At 73.5% G+C, this 17,014-nt stretch carries 17 protein-coding genes; 6 read left to right on the forward strand and 11 right to left on the reverse strand.

What is annotated here, in order from left to right; translation table 11 throughout:
• Nucleotides 1-59 precede the first annotated feature (59 nt).
• Nucleotides 60-344 (forward strand): chaplin, encoded by a 285-nt coding sequence (locus tag ACIP5O_RS14045; RefSeq protein WP_401292564.1) that lies wholly within the window; start codon nucleotides 60-62, stop codon nucleotides 342-344.
• A gap of 87 nt (nucleotides 345-431) precedes the next feature.
• Here the strand turns inward: ACIP5O_RS14045 and ACIP5O_RS14050 are convergent, their stop codons facing one another.
• Together ACIP5O_RS14050 and ACIP5O_RS14055 are read right to left on the reverse strand one after the other, a co-directional pair.
• Nucleotides 432-1,298, reverse strand: a complete 867-nt coding sequence (locus ACIP5O_RS14050; protein WP_401292567.1) for a tyrosinase family protein — start codon at nucleotides 1,296-1,298, stop codon at nucleotides 432-434.
• The gene (locus ACIP5O_RS14055) at nucleotides 1,282-1,683 is read right to left on the reverse strand and encodes a tyrosinase family oxidase copper chaperone (protein WP_401292570.1); all 402 of its coding nucleotides are present in this window, start codon (nucleotides 1,681-1,683) and stop codon (nucleotides 1,282-1,284) included. Before ACIP5O_RS14055 ends, ACIP5O_RS14050 begins: the two co-directional genes overlap by 17 nt.
• Nucleotides 1,684-1,857: 174 nt before the next feature.
• On the opposite strand from ACIP5O_RS14055, the gene ACIP5O_RS14060 reads away from it, so the two are divergent.
• The 3 genes from ACIP5O_RS14060 to ACIP5O_RS14070 are packed head-to-tail and all read left to right on the forward strand — an operon-like array spanning nucleotide 1,858 to nucleotide 4,038.
• Entirely contained in the window at nucleotides 1,858-2,361 is a 504-nt protein-coding gene (locus ACIP5O_RS14060; protein ID WP_401292573.1) for a DUF5949 family protein, read from the forward strand.
• A 29-nt stretch (nucleotides 2,362-2,390) separates the two neighbouring features.
• Nucleotides 2,391-3,038, forward strand: coding sequence for a vitamin K epoxide reductase family protein (locus ACIP5O_RS14065; protein ID WP_401292575.1), 648 nt, complete (start codon nucleotides 2,391-2,393; stop codon nucleotides 3,036-3,038).
• Between the two features lies 1 nt (nucleotide 3,039).
• Complete coding sequence (locus ACIP5O_RS14070; RefSeq protein ID WP_401292578.1) at nucleotides 3,040-4,038, forward strand: glycoside hydrolase family 26 protein; 999 nt, start codon at nucleotides 3,040-3,042, stop codon at nucleotides 4,036-4,038.
• On the opposite strand, the gene ACIP5O_RS14075 is transcribed toward ACIP5O_RS14070, so the two are convergent.
• Both ACIP5O_RS14075 and ACIP5O_RS14080 read right to left on the reverse strand, forming a co-directional pair.
• Nucleotides 4,004-4,618 (reverse strand): TetR family transcriptional regulator, encoded by a 615-nt coding sequence (locus ACIP5O_RS14075; RefSeq protein ID WP_356541645.1) that lies wholly within the window; start codon nucleotides 4,616-4,618, stop codon nucleotides 4,004-4,006. The two genes, ACIP5O_RS14070 and ACIP5O_RS14075, sit on opposite strands and share 35 nt — an antisense overlap.
• A gap of 17 nt (nucleotides 4,619-4,635) precedes the next feature.
• Nucleotides 4,636-5,322, reverse strand: a complete 687-nt coding sequence (locus ACIP5O_RS14080) for a hemolysin III family protein (RefSeq protein WP_125665743.1) — start codon at nucleotides 5,320-5,322, stop codon at nucleotides 4,636-4,638.
• 195 nt (nucleotides 5,323-5,517) lie between these two features.
• Here ACIP5O_RS14080 and ACIP5O_RS14085 point away from each other — a divergent pair, with 195 nt between their 5' ends.
• A complete protein-coding gene (locus tag ACIP5O_RS14085; RefSeq protein WP_401292580.1) occupies nucleotides 5,518-7,356 on the forward strand; it encodes a phosphoenolpyruvate carboxykinase (GTP) in 1,839 nt (612 codons plus the stop codon).
• A 129-nt stretch (nucleotides 7,357-7,485) separates the two neighbouring features.
• Here the strand turns inward: ACIP5O_RS14085 and ACIP5O_RS14090 are convergent, their stop codons facing one another.
• From ACIP5O_RS14090 to ACIP5O_RS14115, 6 genes are all read right to left on the reverse strand, one after another.
• Nucleotides 7,486-8,079, reverse strand: coding sequence for a hypothetical protein (locus ACIP5O_RS14090; protein ID WP_401292583.1), 594 nt, complete (start codon nucleotides 8,077-8,079; stop codon nucleotides 7,486-7,488).
• On the reverse strand, nucleotides 8,066-9,655 hold the full coding sequence (locus tag ACIP5O_RS14095; protein ID WP_401292585.1) for a substrate-binding domain-containing protein: 1,590 nt from the start codon (nucleotides 9,653-9,655) through the stop codon (nucleotides 8,066-8,068). Before ACIP5O_RS14095 ends, ACIP5O_RS14090 begins: the two co-directional genes overlap by 14 nt.
• Nucleotides 9,652-10,884, reverse strand: coding sequence for a toxic anion resistance protein (locus tag ACIP5O_RS14100; protein WP_401292587.1), 1,233 nt, complete (start codon nucleotides 10,882-10,884; stop codon nucleotides 9,652-9,654). Before ACIP5O_RS14100 ends, ACIP5O_RS14095 begins: the two co-directional genes overlap by 4 nt.
• The gene (locus ACIP5O_RS14105; protein ID WP_401292590.1) at nucleotides 10,881-12,017 is read right to left on the reverse strand and encodes a hypothetical protein; all 1,137 of its coding nucleotides are present in this window, start codon (nucleotides 12,015-12,017) and stop codon (nucleotides 10,881-10,883) included. The genes ACIP5O_RS14100 and ACIP5O_RS14105 overlap by 4 nt, the downstream gene beginning before the upstream one ends.
• 141 nt (nucleotides 12,018-12,158) lie before the next feature.
• Complete coding sequence (locus ACIP5O_RS14110; RefSeq protein ID WP_401292592.1) at nucleotides 12,159-12,557, reverse strand: hypothetical protein; 399 nt, start codon at nucleotides 12,555-12,557, stop codon at nucleotides 12,159-12,161.
• A gap of 79 nt (nucleotides 12,558-12,636) precedes the next feature.
• Entirely contained in the window at nucleotides 12,637-13,848 is a 1,212-nt protein-coding gene (locus ACIP5O_RS14115) for a pyridoxal phosphate-dependent aminotransferase (RefSeq protein WP_401292595.1), read from the reverse strand.
• Between the two features lie 120 nt (nucleotides 13,849-13,968).
• Between ACIP5O_RS14115 and mptB the strand changes: the two genes are divergently transcribed.
• The gene (gene mptB, locus ACIP5O_RS14120; protein WP_401292598.1) at nucleotides 13,969-15,423 is read left to right on the forward strand and encodes a polyprenol phosphomannose-dependent alpha 1,6 mannosyltransferase MptB; all 1,455 of its coding nucleotides are present in this window, start codon (nucleotides 13,969-13,971) and stop codon (nucleotides 15,421-15,423) included.
• Here mptB and ACIP5O_RS14125 read toward each other — a convergent pair.
• Nucleotides 15,398-16,999 (reverse strand): amidohydrolase family protein, encoded by a 1,602-nt coding sequence (locus ACIP5O_RS14125; protein ID WP_401292599.1) that lies wholly within the window; start codon nucleotides 16,997-16,999, stop codon nucleotides 15,398-15,400. The two genes, mptB and ACIP5O_RS14125, sit on opposite strands and share 26 nt — an antisense overlap.
• Nucleotides 17,000-17,014: the final 15 nt, after the last annotated feature.

The raw sequence follows: 17,014 nt of genomic DNA on the forward strand, positions 1-17,014 counted from the left end.
TTGAACGGGTATGACGGCCGTGATTCCTGCGGTCGCTTTCCACGTCCAAGGAGTTCTTGATGTCTCGCATCGCGAAGGCTGCCGCTGTTCTCGCCGGCACGGGTGCCGTGGCCCTCAGCGGAGCCGGCCTGGCCGTCGCCGACGCCGGCGCCGAGGCCGCGGCCGTCGGCTCGCCCGGTGTCGCCTCCGGCAACGTCCTGCAGGTCCCGGTCCACGTCCCGGTCAACCTCTGCGGCAACACCGTCAACGTCATCGGCCTGCTGAACCCGGCCTTCGGCAACACCTGCGCCAACGTCAGCGACGGCGAGGACGACCGTGACGAGGACGGCGGCTACGGCGGCTGATCCTCCGCTTCCCCCTCGCTTCCCCGCGTGTCCCCCCGCTCCAACCGGACCGGGGGGACACGTGCGTACGGGCCCGTGCGCGGCGGATCAGGCGTACGTGTAGATCCGGCTGTGGTCGAACATCGAGGCCGGGGTCACCCCCCACGGAGCCATCGCCTGGTGCCGGGCGACCACCTTGCGGTACTGCCCGTCGCCGAGCGGCGGCGGCTCCGCCGGGAGGTAGGCGGCCCCGGGGTTCCGCTGCTGCCAGCGCGACCAGACCAGGTCCACGAAAGCGTGGTGCAGCCAGAAGACCGGGTCGTTCACCGAGCCGCCGCCGAGCATCAGGCCGCCGACCCAGCGGTGCACCCGGTTGTGGATCCGGAAGCGGTCGTTGCCCTGCCCCGACGACCAGCCCTCCAGGCGGTTGCGGAAGCCGGACGGACTCGTCGAGTTCCAGGGCGTCACGTCGTACACCCGCTCCCGCATCACCTCCTCCAGCTGGGCCTGGGTGGGGAGCGTGATCGGATCGCGGGGGCGCCCGAAGTCCCTGGTCAGGAAGCGTCCCTCGGTCATCGACTGGGTGATGCTCCAGCGGCCGGAGGAGTGCGCGAAGGGGCCGGTCATCACCTGGAGGTCGGACCGGCGCCCGTTGCCGCCCATGAAGTCCTCGCCCCAGATCGACGAGGCCGGGCTGTTGTCCCGGGTCCAGTCCCAGTACGGGACGGTCACCCTGGAGTCGATCCGGCGCAGCGCCGTCTCGAACTCGAGCAGGAACTTCCGGTGCCAGGGCAGGAAGCTCGGCGTCATGTGCGCGACCCGCAGCCCGCCCTCCCCGTCGGCCACGTAGTGGTCGATGTGGGTGCGGACGAAGCGGTCGTACGCCCCGGTGCGCTTGAGCTCCAGGACGGCGGCGACGAACGTGCGGCGCTCGGCGCCGGTCAGGTCGCGCTGGTTCTTACGCGTGTACACCACGCGGGCTCCCTCCCGTCGGGTCCGTGGACGTGCCGTGGGCGCCCGCCAGGGGGGAGAGCGGGGCGGTGCCCAGCTCGTCCACGGCCGCGCGGACCGCGGCCAGCGGCGTCGGACAGGACTCGTAGTGGTCGATCGGGGTGACGTAGCCGCCGTCGGCGCAGCGCATCAGGTGCAGCGGCCGGCCGTCGACGAAGGCCGTCGGCCCGCCGTCGGGGCCGGAGAGGCCCAGGAGCCGGCGGCCCCGGTACATCTCGTCGAAGGCGTGGGGGTCGGCCGGCCCTCCGGCGGGGGCGCGGAGCGCGACACGGCCGAGGGCGCCGCCCGTGAAGGCGGTGACGGCCAGGGCGAAGAAGGACCGCAGGGCGACCCGGCGCGGGACGATCATCGGTGATCTCCAGGTGGTCGGCTGGGGGTTCTCCCGCCACGGGCAGGGGGAGCCCTCAGGGCACAACGAGGAAATCCCGGGTTCGTTGCGCCGGAAGGGCCAGTCGCGTGAATGTCGGCCGTTCGGGTGAAGGGGGCGCGGGGAAAGGGGGGTTGGAGCACTAGCATCCGATTCATGACCACTTCCAACGTCGTTTCCTCGGCGCGCAGCGCCTCTCCGCTGGGAACCCTCACGGTGATCCCGTGGTCCAGCGAGCCCTCCGCCGAGTCGGCGGGCACGCCGTTCCTCATGGCGTACTCGCTCGGCGACGGCCGGGACGGACCGGAGGCCGGTCAGCAGGCGATGCGGACCGCCCTGGAGACCATGGGCCTCTCGGTCGGCGACCGCCTCTTCGACCTGGAGAAGGACGCCGGGATCAACGCCTCGCTGCTCGTCGAGGGCGGTTCGGCCGTGCTCAGCCTGCCGTTCCTGAAGGTGCAGTGCCCGGTGCCGGACGAGTGGCAGGCGGCGGCCCGCGAGAGCGGCAAGGTCTATCTGATCTGCTCGGTGCGGCCCTGGCCCGAGGCGGTCCCCGGCCGGCCCGTCGACGAGGCGCGGCTGCGGGCCTTCGTCTCCGACGAGGAGATGCTCGGGGAGAGCGCCCACGTCCTGATGCCGGTCCGCCGCGTCCAGGCCTGAACGGAAGAACCGGGAAGAGGGGTCGCGCCATGGCGACGGTGGACGTACGGGGCGGGGTGCCGGGGCAGCGGCGGGAGGAGGCCTCCCGGGAGGCCGGCGGCCCGGTCGGCGCGGGCCGGGCCCTCGCCTGGCTCCTGGTGGTCACCGGCGCGGCGGGCGTCCTGGCCGGCTGGGTGATCACGCTCGACAAGTTCCTGCTCCTGGAGGACCCCGGCTTCACCCCGGGGTGCAGCCTGAACCCGGTGGTCTCCTGCGGCAGCGTCATGAAGAGCGAGCAGGCGGCGGTGTTCGGGTTCCCCAACCCGATGCTCGGGATCGCGACGTACGCCGTCGTCGTCGCGATCGGGGCCGGGCTGCTCGCCGGGGCCCGCTACCGGGGCTGGTTCTGGCTCGGCCTGAACGCCGGGACGCTCTTCGGGGTCGGCTTCTGCACCTGGCTGATGCACCAGTCGCTGTACGAGATCAACGCGCTCTGCCTGTGGTGCTGCCTGGCCTGGGTCGCGACGCTCCTGATGTTCTGGTCCGTCACCGCGCACAACGTGCGGACCGGGGTGCTGCCCGCCCCGGCGGGGGTGCGGACCTTCTTCGGCGAGTTCGCCTTCGCCCCGCCCCTCCTGCACGTCGGGATCATCGGGATGCTGGTCCTGACCCGGTGGTGGGACTTCTGGACGAGCTGACGTGAGTCCCCTTCCCTTCCGGCCGCGAGCCGCACTGACCGTGCTGCTCGCGGCCGTTCTCGTCCTCCTCCTGCCGTACGACCGGCTCGCGCCCGGCGGGCGGCACGTCGGCGAGCGGCCGTCGCCGGGGGTGCCCTCGGGGTTCTTCACCGGCTCCGACGAGGCCGGGGTGCGCCGGATCGCCCAGGTGCAGGCCTGGCTCGGCGGCGCGGCGCTGACCGTCGGGCACACGTACCTGCCGGGGGACCGGTGGTCCAACATCGAGGGGCATCCGGCGCTCTTCGGTCCGTGGGCGCGCTGGAAGGAGGAGCGGCCCGGGCGGCTCTTCGTGCTCAACGTGCCGCTGCTCGACCGCAGCGAGGCGGGCCTGCCCGACGCCGAGGTGCGCGACGGGCTGCGGCGGGGTGCGGAGGGCGCGTTCGACGGGCACTTCCGGACGCTGGGGGAGCGGCTGGTGGAGCACCGGCTCGGGGACGCGGTCCTGGTCCTGGGCTGGGAGATGAACGGCACCACGTACAGCCACCGCTGCGGCCCGGACCCGGAGGCGTGGAAGGCGTACTGGCGGCGGACGGTGGAGGTGCTGCGGGCGGTGCCGGGGCAGCGGTTCCGCTTCGACTTCACGCCGAGCCGGGGGCGCGACGCCGTGCCGTGGCCGCTCTGCTACCCCGGGGACGACGTCGTCGACGTCATCGGCATGGACGCCTACGACCAGCCCGAGGGCCTCTCCTTCGAGGGCCAGGTGGACGAGGAGTACGGCCTCGCCCACCACGTCCGGTTCGCGGCGGAGCACGGCAAGCCCGTCTCGTACCCGGAGTGGGGCCTCTTCCGCAACGGCGACAACCCGGCGTACGTCCGCGGGATGCTCGACTGGTTCGCCGTCCACCGGCCGGTCTACCAGACGGTGACGGACTACTGCCCGCACGGGGTGTGGGAGTGCGCGGACAATCCGGAGTCGGCGCGGGTGATCAGGGGCGCGTGGGGAGTGCCGGGCCGCCCTTGAGGGTGTCGAGGGTGCGGTCCAGGAGGGACACGAGGTCGTCGGTGCGGCCGTGTTCGGCCCAGTGGACGGTGGTCTCGCGCAGGGCGCCGAGGACGGCGGCGGTGAAGACGCGGACCTCCAGGGCGTCGGGGGCGCGGCCGGTGCGGTCGGCGAGGACGCGGGTGAGGCGGCGGCCGGTCTCGGCGGTGGTCTCGGTGAGGCGGGCGCGCACGGCGGGGATCTCCACCATGAGCCGGGCGCGCAGCCGGGTCTCCTCCGGCTCCTCCGCGAGGGCGGTGCGGACCGCTTCGAGGAGGACCGCGCGCAGGGACTCCAGGGGGTCCTCGCCGGCGGGGCGGGCGCGCAGCCGGGCTTCGAGGAGGTCGTCGTCCTCGTCGGTGAGGAGGATGTCCTCGCGGACCGGGAAGTAGCGGACGACGGTCGAGGGGGAGACCTCGGCCGCCGCCGCGATCCGCTCGGTGGTGGCCGCCTCCCAGCCGTGCTCGGCGGCGAGCCGGTAGGTGGCCCTCCGGATCGCCGCGCGGGTCTTCGCCTTCTTGCGTTCGCGGAGGCTGGGGCGGGTGGGGACGTCGGCGGCCATGCCGCCATTCTCCCGGGTCAGGCGTGCTGGTACGCGACCAGCGAGATGCCGACGTAGTGGACGATGAAGGCCGCCAGGGTCAGCGTGTGGAAGACCTCGTGGAAGCCGAACCAGCGCGGGGAGGGGTTCGGGCGCTTGATGCCGTAGATGATCCCGCCCGCGCTGTAGAGCAGGCCGCCGACGACGACCAGGACGAGGACGGCGATGCCGCCCGTGCGCAGGAAGTCGGGCAGGAAGAAGACGGCGGCCCAGCCCATCGCGATGTAGCAGGGGGTGTAGAGCCAGCGGGGCGCGCCGACCCAGAAGACGCGGAAGGCGATGCCGGCGAGGGCCGCCGCCCAGACCGCCCACAGGAGCGGTTTCGCCGTGGAGTCGGGGAGCAGGAGCAGGGTGAGCGGGGTGTAGGTGCCCGCGATGATCAGGAAGATGTTGGCGTGGTCGAGGCGCCGCAGCACGGCCTCGCCGCGCGGGCCCCAGGTGCCGCGGTGGTAGAGCGCGCTGATGCCGAAGAGCAGGCACGCGGTCAGGACGTAGATCCCGCAGGCGACGCGGGCGCGGGGGGAGTCGGAGAGGGCGACCAGGACGAGGCCCGCGACGATCACGGCGGGGAACATGCCCGCGTGCAGCCAGCCTCGCAGCAGGGGCTTCAGCGGGAGCGCCGGGGAGGGGTCGACCGGGGTCACTTCCGGAGGAGCTGCAGTCATGGGGGAATCGTACCTACGGGCCCGTAAGTCCCGGGTGTGAGTGGCGATGCTCACATGTGCGGCCCTCTGGACATATGGGCGGATCCATCGGATGATCAAATGAGTGCGGTCGGCACCGGATGAGCAAGCTACGAAGCATCCGGGTCGCGGCCCCCACGGGGCAAACATCTAAAAAACCCCTCAAAAGGAGCAATCGTGGCGCGCGACAACGCGGCTCCCACCACCGTCCCCACCCAGCACCAGGAGCTCGTCTCCTGGGTGAACGAGATCGCCGAGATCACCCAGCCGGACACCATCGTCTGGTGTGACGGCTCCGAGGCCGAGTACGAGCGCCTGTGCGAGGAGCTCGTCGCCAAGGGGACGTTCAAGAAGCTCGACCCGACCCTGCGCCCGAACTCCTACTACGCCGCCTCCGACCCCTCCGACGTCGCGCGCGTCGAGGACCGCACCTTCATCTGCTCCGAGAAGGAGGAGGACGCGGGCCCGACCAACCACTGGAAGGCCCCGGCGGAGATGAAGGACGTCTTCGCGGGCGAGGACGGCATCTTCCGCGGCTCGATGCGCGGCCGCACCATGTACGTCGTGCCCTTCTGCATGGGCCCCGTCGGCTCCCCGCTCTCCGCCATCGGCGTCGAGATCACCGACTCCGCGTACGTCGCCGTCTCCATGCGCACCATGACCCGCATGGGACAGGCCGTCCTCGACGAGCTGGGCGACGACGGCTTCTTCGTCAAGGCCGTCCACACCCTCGGCGCCCCCCTCGCCGAGGGCGAGCAGGACGTGCCGTGGCCCTGCAACTCCACCAAGTACATCTCGCACTTCCCCGAGACCCGCGAGATCTGGTCGTACGGCTCGGGCTACGGCGGCAACGCCCTGCTCGGCAAGAAGTGCTACGCGCTCCGCATCGCCTCCGTCATGGCGCGTGACGAGGGCTGGCTCGCCGAGCACATGCTGATCCTCAAGCTGACTCCGCCCCCCTCCACCTCCGGTCGGGTTGAGCCGAAGTACGTCGCCGCCGCCTTCCCGTCGGCCTGCGGCAAGACCAACCTGGCCATGCTGGAGCCCACGATCTCCGGCTGGACCGTCGAGACCATCGGCGACGACATCGCCTGGATGCGCTTCGGCGAGGACGGGCGGCTCTACGCCATCAACCCCGAGGCCGGCTTCTTCGGCGTCGCGCCCGGCACCGGCGAGCACACCAACGCCAACGCCATGAAGACCCTCTGGGGCAACTCCGTCTTCACCAACGTCGCCCTCACCGACGACGGCGACGTGTGGTGGGAGGGCATGACCGAGGAGGCCCCGGCCCACCTCACGGACTGGAAGGGCAACGACTGGACGCCCGCGTCCGAGGCGCCCGCCGCCCACCCCAACGCCCGCTTCACCGTCCCCGCCGGACAGTGCCCGACCATCGCGCCGGAGTGGGAGGACCCGAAGGGCGTGCCGATCTCGGCCATCCTCTTCGGCGGCCGCCGCGCCTCCGCCGTCCCGCTGGTCACCGAGTCCTTCGACTGGAACCACGGCGTCTTCCTCGGGGCCAACGTCGCCTCCGAGAAGACCGCCGCCGCCGAGGGCAAGGTCGGCGAGCTGCGCCGCGACCCCTTCGCCATGCTGCCCTTCTGCGGCTACAACATGGGCGACTACATGGCCCACTGGGTCAAGGTCGGTGCGAACGCGGACCAGGCGAAGCTGCCGAAGATCTACTACGTGAACTGGTTCCGCAAGAACGACGCCGGAAAGTTCGTCTGGCCCGGCTTCGGCGAGAACAGCCGCGTCCTCAAGTGGATCGTCGAGCGCCTCGACGGCAAGGCGGAGGGCGTCGAGACCCCGATCGGCATCCTGCCGACCGCGGAGTCCCTCGACACCGACGGCCTGGACCTGCCGGCCGAGGACCTGGAGTTCCTCCTCAAGGTCGACCGTGACGTGTGGCGCGAGGAGGCCGCCCTCGTCCCCGACCACCTGAACACCTTCGGCGACCACACGCCGAAGGAGCTGTGGGACGAGTACCGCGCGCTCGTGGAGCGCCTGGGCTGATCCCTCCCCCCGAACTCGTGGTGGGTTGCCCCGAAATTCCGCCCTGACCAGTGGGGTCACGACGGCCCACCACGATCCGCCCGGCCCCCGGAGCCCCCTCAGGCCCCGGGGGCCGGCGCATTCTCCCGGTCAGCCGCGCCCCCGGTCCTCCAGATAGCGGGTGTGCGTCCGCTGCCGGAGCTCCTCCGCCTCCTGGAGCGCGGCGGCGATCCCGGCCGCCTCCGCGTGCAGCGCGTCCACCTGGCGCTCCAGGTGCCGCTCCGGCGGCTCCGTGCCCGGCGCCACGCGCGACCACCACCGCGTCCGTACGAAGGTGTCGACCGCCTCCGGAACGTCCTGGCGGACCGCGCGGGCCAGCACGTGCAGATGGTCCGGGTCGCTCACCCAGCCCGGTTCCAGGAGCGCTTCGAGCAGCGCGTCCAGGGCGTCGAGCCGCTCGCGGGCGGCGGCCGGCAGGTCCACCTCCGCCAGGTACGCCCGCAGGGTCGCGAAGTCCGCCCGCAGCGAGTCGAGCCGCTCGCCCCCGTCCTCGAAGTCCGGCGCGTCCGGCCGCTCGGGCGGGGCGATCAGCGCCCCCGCCCCGTACAGGCCCGCCACGACCAGCGGCCAGAGTCCGCCCGCCGCGCCGGTGAGGGCGATCCCCACGCCGGCCAGGCCGCCGAGGCAGCCCGCCAGGTTCTTGCGGGACTCCGCGTACCGCAGCAGGCGCTCACTGGTAGCCACGGATCTCCTCGAAGGCGCCGTCCAGGGAACCCCCGGTGGCGTCGAAGAGCTTCCCGCCGGTCAGCTCCGCGATCCCCTCCAGCTCGGCGCGGTCGGAGTCCCCGAAGAGGATCGGGAAGACCGGAGTGCGGCGCTGGTCGGCCGGGAGGGAGCGGTGGAAGGCGTCGAAGGCGGCGGCCGTGTCGCCGTCGGTGTTCTCGCCGTCCGTCATCAGGACCACCGAGGTGAAGGTGTCGCCCGGCGACCGCCCGAGGAAGCGGTAGGCCTCCTGGAGACTGGAGTAGATCGCCGTGCCGCCGGAGGCCGAGAGGTCCGCCGCCCCGGCCCTGATCGCGTCGAGCGCCGCCTTCGGGGACGCCGGGTCGACCGTGTGCGTCCGCACCTCCGACCGCTTCACCGAGGAGCCGAACGGCATCAGGGTGACCTCCTCGCGGTCCCGGAAGTCCCCGGTCAGCTCGGTGAGGGCCGCCTTGAGGCGGTCGAGCCGCCCACCCCGCATGGAGCCCGAGGTGTCGAGCACGTAGACCGTGCGGGAGGGCCTGCGCAGGGTGTTGTCGTACGCGTCGAGCAGCCCGTCCGCGACGGCCCGGCTGCCGGGGAAGGGGAGCTCGCGGCGCTGGTCGCGGGCGAGCGCGGGGGCCGGGGCGACCCCGGCGACGACCGGGCGGCGCAGGGTCGTCTCCGTGATCCGCCGCTGGACGTCCGGGGTGCGCAGGTGCGCGGTGAGCTTCCCGGCCGCCTCCTTCGCCTCCGGGCGGGCGGAGGCGAGCAGGGTGAGCGGATAGTCGGCGGTGACGACGCCGTCGGCCGGCCGGATCACGGTCAGCTCCCCGGCCGGGAACGAGGAGAGCAGCACCGACTCGTAGTTGACGAGCGCGTCGACGTCGGTGCGGCGGCCGTAGGCGGTGGCCAGCCAGCCCGAGGAGCCCGAGGTCAGCTTCTGCCCGGTGAAGAACTCCTTCAGCTTCGGGGTGGCCCGGCGCACGTCCTCGCCGGTCAGCGCGGACTGGGCCCCCGAGAGGCCGGAGGCGACCGAGACGAGGGCGGAGAAGCCGGAGTTGGAGCGCTTCGGGTCCGTCATGCCGTACGTCAGCCTGCCGTCGGCGACGGCCCGGTGCAGTTGCGACCAGGTGACCTCCGCCGGGTCCCAGCCGAGCCGGGAGAGGGCGGCGGGCCGTATCCCGAGTGCCACCGGGGAGGTCATGACCGGGGTCTCACCGGTGATCCTCCTCGCGGTGTCGGGGCGCAGTCGCAGGTAGTCGTCGGAGGAGAGCCAGACCGCGTCGAAGTCCTTCCCGGCCTCGCCGGACGCGATCCGTTCGACGGCGTCGAGGGTGCCGGCGTAGGTGGGGCGGACGGTGATCCCGGTCGCCTTCCGGGCCTCTTCGAGGACCGGGGCCATGTCGGCCAGTTCGGAGGAGGCGAGGACGCGGAGGGTGCCGGGCTGGAACGCCGTGGCCCCGTCGTCCTTCCCGGGCCGGTCGCCGGGCCCGCAGGAGCCGCCGGTGGCGGTGACGAGCAGGGCGAGGGCGAGGGCGGCGAGCGCGCGCCGCAGGGGGCGGGGGGAGCGGGTCACGAGGAGGCCCCGCCTTCCGGCGCGTTCGCGCGGCGGCTGCGCTCCAGGTGGGCGCTCGCCTCCTGGAGCTCCGCCGTCAGGGACCCGACCGTCGCCGCCATCGTCTCCGTCGCCCGCGCCTTGTACGCGTCGATGGCGTCGAGCGTCCGGTGGATCTGCTGGAAGGCGGTGCGGAGCGTCTCCGCGCCCACCGCCGGGTCCGCCGCGATCCGCTGGATCTCGCCGGCCTGGGTCGCCAGCATCTCGGCGTTGCCCCGGACCAGGTCCTCGGTGGTGGAGCGCAGCACGTTCACCTGCTCGGTGACCTTGCGCTGGTTCTCCAGGGCGGAGGCGAGCATCACCGCGATCCGCAGCGCCGACAGGGTCGTCGTCGCGGCCCGCTCCACGCCCTTGATCAGCTCGTCGTTGTTCCGGCGGACCACGTCCATCGCCAGGTACCCCTGGGCGCAGACGGCGAGCTGGGTGAGGAGGTCCTGGTGCTTCTGCCGGACCGGGAAGAGCAGGTCGGCGCGGAGGGCGTCCGCCCGGGACGGGTCGGGGGTGCGGACGATCCGCTCCTCCACGGCCGCGTCGAGGGCCTCGGTGAGCACCGCGTACTCCTGGAGCCCGGTCATGGTCTCCCACAGCCGGGTCCGCTCGGTCTCCAGCGCGGCGTTGTCGCGGCGCAGTTCGTCCTGGCCGCCGCGCAGCGCGCCGACGATCCGGTTCAGGGTGGCCTGCGAGGAGGCGTACGCGGCGACGTGGTCGCGCAGCCGGTTGCCGCCGGGGAGCTTCGCCAGGAGTCCCTTGAACCCCTTGGCGGGGGTGTCGCGGGGGTCCAGGTCCTCGACCGCGCGCCGGAGTTCGACGAGGGAGGAGCCGACCCGGGTCTGCGGGTCGCCGCCGGGGGCCCCGCCTCCGAGGGAGCGGACCGTGCGGTCCAGCATGCGGTTCGTCTGCTGGGCGGCGGAGCGCATCTCGCCCGCGCCGAGCGCCGTGATCTCGCCGACGCGGCCCGCGAACTCGGGGGAGCGCGGGTCGAGTCCCTCGATCGAGCCGACGTACTCGGCGGCCCGGCGGGCCGTCTCCGTACGGACCGACTCGTCGAGCGGCACGAGGCCGGAGGCCTGCGCGGCGCGGACGGGCGGCACGGGGGCGGGCGGGGTGAGGACGAGCGGGGTGTCGTGCTCGGCCGGTGTCGGTGCGGGTGTCAGGGCCATGGTGCGTCTCGGGTCCTCTGGCGTCGTCATGCGGTGTCCCCCTGGTCGCGGGCCCGCAGCGCCATCTCGTGCAGCACCTCGCCGGTGGGCACGGGCGCCTGGCGGACTCCGCTCAGCGTCTGGTTGAGGTAGGCGGTGTGGCCGTCGGTCGCGGCGGTGAACTCGCTCGCCGCGCCCTGCGGCCGGAAGCCGTGGCGGACCGCGAGCCGGCGCAGCTCGGGGTCGCTGGAGAGGAGTTCGCCGAGCGCCCGGCCGTTCTCGGTGAGCGGTACGAGGGTGTGGTCGCTGTTGACCGTGGTGTCCGGGTAGAGGACGACGAGGTCGCCCATGGGCCGCCCGGCCAGGAGCTGCGCGGCGACCTGGGACTCGTACACCAGGACCAGCGGGTTGCCGACGCCGCTGACGAAGTCCCGGAAGGGGGCGTCGGAGCCGGACTGCTGGGCGCCCTGGACCTGGATCAGCTTGCGCAGGAGCGGGGCCGTGCGGGCGACGGCGGCCTCGTCGCCCGCGACCCGCCCGCCGTCGGCCACGTAGCTCGCGGCGGCCAGGTAGAGGGCGCCGGAGCTGGAGGCGACCGGGTCGGTGGAGGTGACGAAGAGGGTGCCGCGCAGTTCGGCGTGGCCCTCGGCCCCCTTGAGCTGCTGCCAGGTGCGGTCGGCGCGGGCCGCCGCCAGATAGGCCTCCATCCGCAGGGTGCCGCTGGTGCCGCGCGGGCCGAGGGCCGCCAGGCCGTTGGAGGCGAGGATCCGGGCGGCGGTGCTGTGGGCGACGACGACGAGCGGCGAGTAGAAGGGCCGCAGCGGGGCGGTGACCGCCCTGTCCTTCACCCGCCCGGCGGCCTTCGCGCGCAGGCCGTCGGCCGGGGCCTTCGAGGACGGGAAGGCGAAGTCGTAGCCGTCGAGGGGCAGTTCCTCCATGTCCCAGGACCCGGAGGTCTCGGTGCCCACGGTGAAGCCCCGGGCGGCCAGGGCCTTCACCACCTGCGGATCGGCGAAGAACTCGGCCTTCTCCGATCCGATGACTCCCCGCACGGTCTTCGTCGCCGTGCCCGTGTCCTTCTCGCCGCCCGTCACGAGGACGGTGGCCACGCCGCCGAGGAGCAGGACGGCGAGGACGATTCCCAGGATGCGTCTCACGCGGGAAGCGTGCTCGCGGAAGTCCACGTTCCGGGGCGGGGCGGGTGGACGGGGGGTGAAGGAGCGATCCCGGTACCGAACCGGAGGAACCGGTACCGCGGCTTCCCCGGACCGAGGGGGGTGGTTGGCGCCCGGTCCGCGCGGTTCGTGCCGCGCGGACCGGGGCCGTCAGGGGGTGGCCGTGGCCAGGGTGGGTTCCCCGGCCAGCGCCGCGGTGTGCGCGTCCATCCGCTCGGCGGAGAGGATCGCGGCGGCCGTGTCGGCCCGGGAGGCGGCGACGACCAGGGCGCGGCCCGCGAGGGCGTGGGCCTTTCCGTGCAGCTCCCGCGCGGACGCGCCGCTGAGGGCCGCGTGCCGTGCGGGCGGTGCGCCGCGCAGCCGTGCCACCTGCCGGGCGATGAGCTCGCCGGCCTCCGTGTCGCCCAGCTCGTCGGTGACGGCGAGCAGGGCCGCGAGGTGTCCGGCGAGCTGGATGTCCAGCTCCTCCTCGCGGGAGCGGTGCGGATACGCGTCGTGGGCGTCGTCGGCCATCCGGTGGACCGACTTGGTGCGGATCGGTTCGTACATGGGACGGCCTCCTGAGTGCTCTGGAGCCATCCTAGCTTAGATCGTGTCTAAAGTTGAGTCGGGTCTCGTGTGCGGGGGGCTACGGCTGGCTGTAGCCGTCCAGGAACCGCCCGATCCGCGTCACCGCGTCCGCCAGGTCCGCCGCCGCCGGCAGCGTGACGATCCGGAAGTGGTCCGGCTCGTGCCAGTTGAAGCCCGTCCCGTGCACCACCATGATCTTCTCGGCCTGCAGCAGGTCCAGGACCATCTGCCGGTCGTCCTTGATCTTGTAGACGTTCGGGTCGAGCCGCGGGAAGAGGTACAGCGCCCCCTTCGGCTTCACGCACGTCACGCCCGGGATCCGCGTGAGCAGCTCGTACGCCGTGTCCCGCTGCTCCAGGAGCCGCCCGCCCGGCAGCACCAGGTCCTCGATCGACTGCCGGCCCTGGAGGGCGGCGGCCACCGCGTGCTGCGCCGGCATGTTCGCGCACAGGCGCATGTTGGCGAGGATCGTGAGGCCCTCGATGTACGAGGACGCGTGGTGCTTCGGGCCGCAGACCGCGAGCCAGCCGGAGCGGAATCCGGCCACCCGGTAGTTCTTGCTCATCCCGTTGAAGGTGAGGCAGAGCAGGTCGGGGGCGATGGCGGCGGTCGGGGTGTGCGTGGTGCCGTCGTAGAGGATCTTGTCGTAGATCTCGTCCGAGCAGACGACCAGGCCGTGCCGCCGGGCGATCTCCGTCAGGGAGCGGAGCATCTCGTCGTCGTAGACGGCGCCCGTCGGGTTGTTCGGGTTGATGATCACGATCGCCTTGGTGCGGTCGGTGATCTTCCGCTCGATGTCCGCGAGGTCCGGCATCCAGTCGGCCTGCTCGTCGCAGCGGTAGTGCACGGCCGTACCGCCCGCGAGCGACACCGAGGCCGTCCACAGCGGATAGTCCGGGGCCGGGACGAGGACCTCGTCGCCGTCGTCGAGGAGCGCCTGCATCGCCATCTGGATCAGCTCGGAGACGCCGTTGCCGAGGTAGATGTCCTCGACGGAGAGCGGGATGCCCTTGGTCTCGTAGTGGCTCATCACCGCCCGGCGGGCCGAGAGCAGGCCCTTCGCGTCGCCGTAGCCGTGCGCGTCGGCGAGGTTGCGCAGCACGTCTTCCAGGATGGCGGGCGGGCACTCGAAGCCGAAGGCGGCCGGGTTGCCCGTGTTGAGCTTGAGGATGCGATGACCCGCGGCTTCGAGCCGCATCGCCTCTTCGAGCACCGGACCCCGGATTTCGTAACAGACGTTGGCGAGCTTCGTGGACTGGATCACCTGCATGACGAGAGCTTACGGCCGGGGCGGCCGGGACGCTTCGTGTTTTGGGCCACGTCGGGGGTGGTGCGGTTCCGGGCGGCCGGGTGCGGTGCGGGCCGGCGGGGCCGGATAGGTTGGCACGCCATGTGGGTCTTCAGTGCCTCCGGATGCCGGTGGCTGGGTGCGGGCGGGTCGCTCGCCGTCGCCGTGGGCGGATGGTTCGCCGGGACGCTGCCGGTGCGCGGCGGCGGGGGACCGTGGGAGCGGCACGGCCCGGCGCCCACGGCCGCCGGGGCCCTCCTCGCGTACCTCGGCCTGACCCTGCTCGTCGCCGCGTGGGGGCGGTACGGGGTGCTGCTCGTCCGGGGCGACGGGGCCGCGCGGGACGGGGTCCTCGGGACCCTCGTCCGCTGGACCGCGCCGCTGCTCCTCGCCCCGCCGCTGCACAGCGCCGACGTGTACAGCTACGTCGCCCAGGGCGCGATGGTCCTCGAAGGGCACGACGTGTACGGCGCCGGGCCCTCCGTCCTCGGCCCCGGCGACCTCGGCGCCGAGGCGGCGGCGAGCGTCGGCGGGCACTGGACCGACACCCCCGCCCCGTACGGCCCCGCCTTCCTGCTCCTCGCGGCGGCCGTCGTGAAGCTCACCGGCGGCGCCGTCGTGCCCGCCGTCCTCGGCATGCGCCTGATCGCCCTCGGCGCGCTCGCGCTCACCGCGTGGGCGGTGCGGGGACTCGGCGGCGGGCCCGGCGGCCGGACGGGCGCGCTCTGGCTGGCCGTCCTCAACCCGCTCTTCCTGATCCACGTCGTCGGCGGCACGCACAACGACGGCCTGATGATCGGCCTCGTCCTCGCCGGCGTCCTGCTCGCGACGCGGGGCCGGTGGGTGCTCGGCTGCGTCCTCGTCGGCTGCGCCGTGATGGTGAAGTCCCCGGCGGCGGTCGCCCTGCTCTTCATCGGGATCCTCGTCGCCCGCCGGGCCGGGGGCGGCGCCCGGGGCCTGGCGAAGGGCCTCGTGCTGCCCGGGGCCGTCGCGGGGGCCGTGGCGGCGGGGGCGACGGTGCTCGCCGGGACCGGGTTCGGGTGGCTGCGCACGCAGAGCGTCGCCGGGACCATCCACACCGCCCTGTCCGTCACCAGCGACCTCGGACTCGGGCTCGGGCTGCTCCTGGGGGACGACCCCGGCCCGGTCAAGGACCTCGTGCAGAAGCTGGGCCTCGCCGCCGCGCTCGTCCTCATCGCGGTCCTCGCGTGGCGCGCGTGGCGGGGGCTCCTCGACCCGGTCCTCGGCCTCGGCCTCTCCCTGGTGGCCCTGGTCGCGCTCTCGCCGATGGTCCAGCCCTGGTACCTGCTGTGGGGGACGGCCGTCGTCGCGTCGGCGGCCTGGTACGGCCGGGCGGGGCAGGTCCTCGCGGTCCTCTCGGCGGCGCTCGTGTACGAGACGGCGCCATCGGGGCGGACGCCCTGGTACGGGTTCGTGCTGGCCGGGGTCGTGGCCGCGCTCGGGCTGCTGTGGGCGCGGCGGGACCCGTGGCGGGCCGGCGCCACCGGGAGCGCCGACCCCGTGGGCGCGCCTACCGGCCCACCGGCGTCCGCCTGATCGCGCGCCCCGCCAGCACGTCCGTCCGGCTGCCGTCCTCGATCACGAACCTCCCCCCGACCAGGACGTGCGGGATGCCCGTCGGGAGGGTCCTCGGGTGCTCGTACGTCGCGCCCGCGGCGACCGTCGCCGGGTCGAAGAGGACCAGGTCGGCCACGTACCCCTCGCGGACCAGGCCCCGGTCGGGGAGGCGGAGGCGGGCGGCCGGGCGGGAGGTCAGGTGGGCGACGCACTCCTCCAGGGAGAGGACGCCCAGCTCGCGCACGTACCGCCCCAGGTACTCGGGGAACGTGCCGTACGCGCGCGGGTGCGGCTTGAGGCCCTGGAGGATGCCGTCCGAGCCGCCGGTGTGCACCCGGTGGCGCATGATCGTCCGGACGTTCTCCTCGTGGCCCACGTGCTGGAGGATCGTCGTGCCGAGCCGGTCCTCCAGGAGGAGCCGGCGGGCCGTGGCCCAGCCGTCGACGCGGCGGCCGACGAACTCCGCGAGCGCGGGCCCGTTCACCCCCGAGACCTCGATCGTGTCCCAGTCGACGGGGACGCCGTGGCAGCCGTCCGAGCCGACCTCCTCCAGGTCGTGCCTGATCCGCTCGGCCGTCGCGTCGTCCCGGAGCCGCGCGAGCACCGCCTCCGGGCCGCCCTCGCTCGCCCAGCTCGGCAGCAGGGCCGCCAGGGTCGTGCAGCCGGGGGTGTACGGGTACGTGTCGAGGCTGATGTCCGCGCCGGCGTCCAGGGCCCCGTCCAGGAGGGCGAGCAGCTCGGGGGCCCTGCCCGCGTTCACGCCGAAGTTCATGCCGGCGTGGGCCAGGTGCAGGGCGCACCCGGCCTCGCGGGCGAGGTCGATCATCTCCGCGTACGCCTCCAGGGCCCCGGCCCCGTACGAGCGGTGGTGCGGGCAGTAGTAGCCGCCGTACTCCGCGACGACCCGGCACAGCTCGGTCAGCTCGGCGTCCGACGCGTACATCCCCGGGGTGTAGGTCAGGCCGGAGGACATGCCGACCGCGCCCTGCTCCAGGCCCTCGGCGACGAGCCGCCGCATCCGCTCCAGCTCGGCCTCCGTCGCCGGGCGGTCCTCCCAGCCGACCACCTGCGCCCGGACCGTCCCCTGGGGGACGAGGTAGGCGGCGTTGACGGCGACGCCCCGGCCGCCGTGCGCGCCGTCGAGCCGGTCCAGGTACTCGCCGACCGTGCGCCAGTCCAGGTCCGGGCCGGAGCCGTCGCCGTTCCAGCCGGTGATCGCCCGCCGCACCTCCGCGAGGGTGCGGTCGTCGACCGGGGCGTACGACAGGCCGTCCTGGCCCAGGACCTCCAGGGTCACGCCCTGCGCGGCCTTCGCGGAGTGGTCCGGGTCGCGGAGCAGCGCGAGGTCGCTGTGGGCGTGCATGTCGACGAAGCCGGGGGAGAGGACGAGCCCCTCGGCGTCCAGGATCCGGCGGCCGGTGGGCCGCTGGCAGCCCGCGGCGGCGGCCTCCCGGACGATCGTGGTGATCCGGCCGTCCTCGACGCCGACGTCGGCCCGGTAGGAGGGGCCGCCGCTGCCGTCGACGACCTCGGCGTCGCGGATGACGAGTTCCATCACTGTCCCGACTCC

The organism is Streptomyces sp. NPDC088915 (assembly GCF_044749825.1).
GTDB lineage: Bacteria > Actinomycetota > Actinomycetes > Streptomycetales > Streptomycetaceae > Streptomyces.

Bases quoted from the DNA above. Each gene is read 5' to 3' on its own strand.
- ACIP5O_RS14045 (WP_401292564.1), top strand. From the start codon at position 60: ATGTCTCGCATCGCGAAGGCTGCCGCTGTTCTCGCCGGCACGGGTGCC.
- ACIP5O_RS14055 (WP_401292570.1), bottom strand. From the start codon at position 1,683: ATGATCGTCCCGCGCCGGGTCGCCCTGCGGTCCTTCTTCGCCCTGGCC.
- ACIP5O_RS14060 (WP_401292573.1), top strand. From the start codon at position 1,858: ATGACCACTTCCAACGTCGTTTCCTCGGCGCGCAGCGCCTCTCCGCTG.
- ACIP5O_RS14065 (WP_401292575.1), top strand. From the start codon at position 2,391: ATGGCGACGGTGGACGTACGGGGCGGGGTGCCGGGGCAGCGGCGGGAG.
- ACIP5O_RS14075 (WP_356541645.1), bottom strand. From the start codon at position 4,618: ATGGCCGCCGACGTCCCCACCCGCCCCAGCCTCCGCGAACGCAAGAAG.
- ACIP5O_RS14080 (WP_125665743.1), bottom strand. From the start codon at position 5,322: ATGACTGCAGCTCCTCCGGAAGTGACCCCGGTCGACCCCTCCCCGGCG.
- ACIP5O_RS14100 (WP_401292587.1), bottom strand. From the start codon at position 10,884: ATGACGACGCCAGAGGACCCGAGACGCACCATGGCCCTGACACCCGCA.
- ACIP5O_RS14110 (WP_401292592.1), bottom strand. From the start codon at position 12,557: ATGTACGAACCGATCCGCACCAAGTCGGTCCACCGGATGGCCGACGAC.
- ACIP5O_RS14115 (WP_401292595.1), bottom strand. From the start codon at position 13,848: ATGCAGGTGATCCAGTCCACGAAGCTCGCCAACGTCTGTTACGAAATC.
- mptB (WP_401292598.1), top strand. From the start codon at position 13,969: ATGTGGGTCTTCAGTGCCTCCGGATGCCGGTGGCTGGGTGCGGGCGGG.
- ACIP5O_RS14125 (WP_401292599.1), bottom strand. From the start codon at position 16,999: ATGGAACTCGTCATCCGCGACGCCGAGGTCGTCGACGGCAGCGGCGGC.